This is a genomic window from Chamaesiphon polymorphus CCALA 037, assembly GCF_003003845.1.
GTDB lineage: Bacteria > Cyanobacteriota > Cyanobacteriia > Cyanobacteriales > Chamaesiphonaceae > Chamaesiphon > Chamaesiphon polymorphus.
This window is the reverse complement of record NZ_PVWO01000446.1, coordinates 1-4,914: the sequence shown is the minus strand read 5'-3', so window position 1 is coordinate 4,914 and position 4,914 is coordinate 1. Positions and strand designations below refer to the sequence as shown.

General features: G+C 46.4%; 7 protein-coding genes. 5 read left to right on the top strand and 2 right to left on the bottom strand.

Going from position 1 to position 4,914, the window contains the following annotated elements; genetic code table 11:
• The first annotated feature begins 59 nt into the window (after positions 1-59).
• Positions 60-944, top strand: a complete 885-nt coding sequence (gene glyQ / locus C7B77_RS24015) for a glycine--tRNA ligase subunit alpha (RefSeq protein WP_106310847.1) — start codon at positions 60-62, stop codon at positions 942-944.
• Between the two features lie 127 nt (positions 945-1,071).
• Here the strand turns inward: glyQ and psbN are convergent, their stop codons facing one another.
• Positions 1,072-1,203 (bottom strand): photosystem II reaction center protein PsbN, encoded by a 132-nt coding sequence (gene psbN, locus C7B77_RS24010; RefSeq protein ID WP_015161111.1) that lies wholly within the window; start codon positions 1,201-1,203, stop codon positions 1,072-1,074.
• A 253-nt stretch (positions 1,204-1,456) separates the two neighbouring features.
• On the opposite strand from psbN, the gene psbH reads away from it, so the two are divergent.
• The 3 genes from psbH (at position 1,457) to C7B77_RS23995 (ending at position 2,594) form a co-directional block, all read left to right on the top strand.
• On the top strand, positions 1,457-1,660 hold the full coding sequence (gene psbH / locus C7B77_RS24005) for a photosystem II reaction center phosphoprotein PsbH (RefSeq protein ID WP_106310844.1): 204 nt from the start codon (positions 1,457-1,459) through the stop codon (positions 1,658-1,660).
• Between the two features lie 256 nt (positions 1,661-1,916).
• On the top strand, positions 1,917-2,168 hold the full coding sequence (locus tag C7B77_RS24000; protein ID WP_106310841.1) for a TatA/E family twin arginine-targeting protein translocase: 252 nt from the start codon (positions 1,917-1,919) through the stop codon (positions 2,166-2,168).
• Between the two features lie 81 nt (positions 2,169-2,249).
• The gene (locus C7B77_RS23995; RefSeq protein WP_106310838.1) at positions 2,250-2,594 is read left to right on the top strand and encodes a hypothetical protein; all 345 of its coding nucleotides are present in this window, start codon (positions 2,250-2,252) and stop codon (positions 2,592-2,594) included.
• 22 nt (positions 2,595-2,616) lie between these two features.
• Here C7B77_RS23995 and C7B77_RS23990 read toward each other — a convergent pair whose 3' ends face one another.
• Positions 2,617-3,015: a DUF309 domain-containing protein gene (locus C7B77_RS23990; RefSeq protein WP_106310836.1), complete on the bottom strand. Its 399-nt coding sequence runs from the start codon at positions 3,013-3,015 to the stop codon at positions 2,617-2,619.
• Between the two features lie 73 nt (positions 3,016-3,088).
• Here C7B77_RS23990 and C7B77_RS23985 point away from each other — a divergent pair.
• On the top strand, positions 3,089-4,914 hold a 1,826-nt coding region (locus C7B77_RS23985; protein ID WP_106310833.1), incomplete at its 3' end, for an ATP-binding protein.

The following is a 4,914-nucleotide window of genomic DNA, read 5'->3' as shown; positions in this document are numbered from 1 at the left end:
AATCGAAGTCTAGCCAACTCTTAGACTTATTTTTGACTCTTATCCTCTACCCTCTATCCATGAACTTTCAATCTGTCGTCGCTACTCTCAACCAATTCTGGAGCGCACAAGGCTGTTCGATCGTCCAAGCATACGATACCGAAAAAGGTGCTGCCACCAAAAGCCATCATACCTTCTTGCGATCGATCGGCCCCGAACCGTGGTCGGTGGCATATATCGAACCCTGTCGGCGTCCGGGCGACGGTCGGTATGGCCAAAACCCCAACCGCTATCAACATTACTATCAATACCAAGTTCTGATCAAACCCTCTCCCGATAATATTCAAGACGTCTATCTCGACTCCCTCCGCGCCGTGGGCATCGAGCCAGCAGATCACGATATCCGGTTTGTCGAAGATAACTGGGAAGACGCCGCCATGGGTGCTTGGGGTGTCGGTTGGGAAGTGTGGCTAGATGGGATGGAAGTTACTCAATTTACCTACTTCCAACAGTGTGGCGGGATCGATTGTCGTCCGGTATCGATCGAGATTACCTACGGTTTAGAGCGGTTGTGTATGTACCTGCAAGGCGTAGATTCGATCGCCAAAATTCAATGGAACGATACACTTACCTATGCCGATATCTATCTCCAATCGGAAATCGAGCAATCTACTTACAATTTTGAAGCGTCTAATCCCGAATTATTATTTACGCTGTTCGACCTCTATCAGCAAGAAGCCGAACAATTAATCGCTAAAGAGCTGGTCATGCCGAGCTTGGATTATGTGCTCAAATGCTCTCATACTTTTAACATGCTCGATGCGCGCGGTGTCATCTCAGTCACCGAAAGAACGCGCTACATCGGCAAAGTACGTGGATTGGCACGCCAAGTAGCCCACCTCTATCTCGCACAGCGCGAAAAACTAGGATTCCCCTTGCTATCTAAAGCCACTGCGATCGTCTAATACACAACGATTCGGGATTAGATATTATCGGCGAAACTGTTCGATCGATACAGGAATATAAATCTCTCAAGCCCATGTGGTGGGCACTGCCCACCCTACAGCTATCAACGATCGACGATCGACTAACTTAGTCTTCATGATCGTCGAAAGGATCGGACAATTGCTTGGCTGGAGGGCCGAAGGAGATATATAGACCGTAAGCAGTGGTGAGGATCACCGCTGCGCCTAACGTAATGCTAAGAACTGTTGCAGATTCCATGATTTTTTTAATTTAAGGATGTTGCTTCTCTTACAATATTAATGAATTTTACAAAAATTTACCAAATATTACAGCGATCGACACCAAGCAGACTCGAATCTACTCAAGCGGTGGGGATGTCAACACATGGCCTGCTCGACTCGAAATAGAACGGGATCGGTTGTCGAAAAGGAGAATTTTGTTTGGTACACTGAGGGATGTGGAATGTTTCCACCCCGCCTATATAATAGTATCCACATAACATTATCGACACATGGCACAACGCACAAAATTAGGAGATCTGCTCAGACCTCTAAATGCAGAATATGGTAAAGTCGTTCCTGGTTGGGGCACTACCCCAGTTATGGGCGTATTTATGCTCTTATTCGCAGTCTTTTTACTCATCATTCTCCAAATCTACAATAACTCTCTAGTTCTAGATAGTTTCTCTGTTGACTGGAGTGGCGGCGGACAATAGGCACAGGTTGTGACTGGAGATTGGGATGGGTAAACAACGGTAGCCTTTGTCAGGTTTATTCCTGGATCGCAATCGCGAGATTGACTCTATCCCATATCCGATCGATAGCCACTTTAGATTAGTCGATCGTCGATCGTCGATAGTTAAAAGATAATAGGTTAGTCGATCTCACCGGATTCGATCTAAGCCTCGATCGATAAAATGACGGTGCATAACTGTAGACACAGCCAGAGCAATTGGAAGCAGGAAGAAGATTATGAACTTTTTTGGGATTGGGTTACCGGAAACTATCGCGATCGCAGTTGTCGTACTATTGGTATTTGGCCCCAAGAAGTTACCAGAAATAGGTAAGAGTCTAGGCAAAGCGATTAAAGGTTTCCAGGAAGCCTCGAATGATTTTCAGTCAGAGTTTAAGAAAGAAGTAGACGCGATCGAATCTGCTGTAAAGTCTCCCAGTCAAATCGAATCGGCTGAGGCAGCTAAAAATAAATCAGAAAGTAATACTTAAAGCGCGGTTGGAAATGAAGGCTGGCCACGAGATGGATTTAATCAAATCCATCATTTTGGTGTGACTATTGGAGGTTAAATCGTGGCTGGAAGTATAATTATTGCTGCGGCAGATCCACAAGCTCTATCGTCGATCGCATCTATCGAAGATCTGGAGAGTTTTGTCTATGTAGAATTAGATCGACTCGTAACACTCGATCTAGAAATATTGGCTGGTAGCGGTGACTGTAAATGGGCGAGTTCCGAGCCAATTGTCTACGATCCAGACGGTGGAATGGCGATATTTAAAATAGACGATCGAGGATTAGCTTACATCATCAAATGTTCTGCCGATGAGAATAGTCTCGATCGCGAAGATTTACAAAAACTGGCGAAGTTCGTTCAAATAAATGGCAATTCAAATATATATGAATTGGCTACTTTTTAAGAAATTAGTAACAACCAGTGACCTAAAGATTGCTTTCGATCGATCGAACCATCGGCAAAATACTTGAATCTTGAGATAATCGATCGACAAAATTATCGATCCCTTCAATCCCGATCGATTGTAAGGTATTTAATAAATTCCGACTATCTTCTATCAATTTAGTCACATCGATACCTGCATATACAGGTTGATAATAAGGTAGCCGCCCGATTCCTTCGCCGAGCAAAGTTACCGCACCGCGCCAATTGCGATTGTGGAGATGATAGCAAGCCACCGCAATTTGCAACACGCCTTGATAAAACTTCTTGTCTGGATCTACCGACTCCATCCACAAAGCTTCGAGCGTATCGTGACAGGCATAATACTCACCCTGATTAAATTCCTGAATACCCTGCAACCATTCTGGTGGGAAATCTGTCATTACTTAGCTAAAAGCTGGTTTTTCGGTAAGATGATGATATCACCGATAGCCTCGCCCCAACACCACCGATCGAATGACAGGTAAACCGTCTAAGCCACCAAAAAAAATATCGGCTGCGAGAAATCGAAATTCAGCCGCGATGCCTAGTGACGATCGATCGGTACCGCCAGCCGCCCAAATTCAGAGAGAACGGCAACAGGTGGAATTGTTTGCAGATATTGCTTTTAAGATTCGTCAGTCATTACAACTATCCGAAATTCTGCGGACGATCGTCACCGAAGTCCAACGGGTATTAACAGCCGATCGAGTTTTGATTTATCAGGTGCTGGCTGACGGTACTGGCAAACCGATTAGTGAAGCCGTATTGCCGGAATATCAGGCAATTTTGGGGATGGAATTTCCAGAAGAAGTATTTCCGCATGAGTACCAACAGCGGTATGCGCGCGGACGCGTGAGAGCGGTGGCGGATGTCCGCGATCCGCAGGCGGATGTAGCCGATTGTCTGGTAGAATTCGTCGAACAGTTTGGGGTCAAAGCTAAATTAATCGTGCCGATTTTGCACAGTTCGAGCGTCCATCCGCCCAGATCGACACCTCCTACTCATCCGCTGTGGGGATTGCTGATCGCTCATCAATGCGATCGACCTCGCCAGTGGGCGGATTTTGAGCTAGAACTGATGCAACAGCTCGCCGATCAAATTAGCATCGCCCTCGCTCAAGGGGAGTTGTGGGAACATTTAGAGGAGATTGTGGCGGAAAGAACGGCACAACTGCAAGCTGTTAATGTCAGTCTCCAGCAGGAAATCGACGATCGCAAGCAGGCAGAAACAGCCCTGCGCCAGAGTGAGGAGCAGTTGCGACTGATTACCAATGCGTTGCCAGTATTAATTGCCTATATCGACGATCGCGAGTGCTATCAATTTAACAATCGAGCCTATACTGACTGGCTGGGACAGTCGCTAACGGCGATGCACGGTACCCATATGCGTCAAGTCTGGGGCAATGATTGTTATCAAAGAATGGAACCTTACATTCAGACGGCTCTAGCTGGGCAAGTTGTCACCTATGAAAATGAGATCGATCTCATTGATGGTAGCAGTCGATCGGTGAGCGTTACTTACATTCCCCACCGGGATCTTGAGGATCGAGTGGGCGGTTTTTTTGCCCTGACTAGCGATATCAGCGATCGTAAGGCAATCGAACGGATGAAAGATGAATTTATCTCTGTCGTCAGTCACGAACTCCGCACGCCGCTAACATCCCTCCATAGTGCCCTCAAAATCTTGGCGACAGGACGCTTGGGGACTCTTTCGAGCGACGGACAACAACTACTGGCGATCGCCGATGAGAATACCGAACGACTGGTACGGCTGGTAAATAGCGTCCTCGATCTCCAACGGATCGAATCGGGAGCTGTGACGATCGAAAAACAAGCGTGTAATGCTGCCGATCTGATGGTGCAAGCAGTCGAAGCGATGCAACCCATGGCGCAACAGCATGGCATTACCCTCGTCAATCAACCCCTAAATGCCAACATTTGGGCGGATGCAGATTATATTCTCCAGACATTGACTAATCTGATTAGCAATGCGATCAAATTTTCTGCACCAGGCGGTAAGGTGTGGCTGACAGTTGAGACTCAGCGACAGCCGCTCCCAGTGCCAAAGGGTCAAAAAACATCTAAATCCAAAGCCAAGAACGCGGTGGAGGTAGTACTATTTCAAGTGCGCGATGAAGGACAAGGAATTCCCGCTCATAAATTAGAAAGTATCTTTGAAAGATTTCAACAAGTTGATGCCTCTGATTCTCGCAAAAAAGGTGGTACGGGTCTGGGCTTAACAATTTGTCGGAAAATTATCGATCGACACGAAGGTAAAATTTGGGTAGATAGTACTTTGGG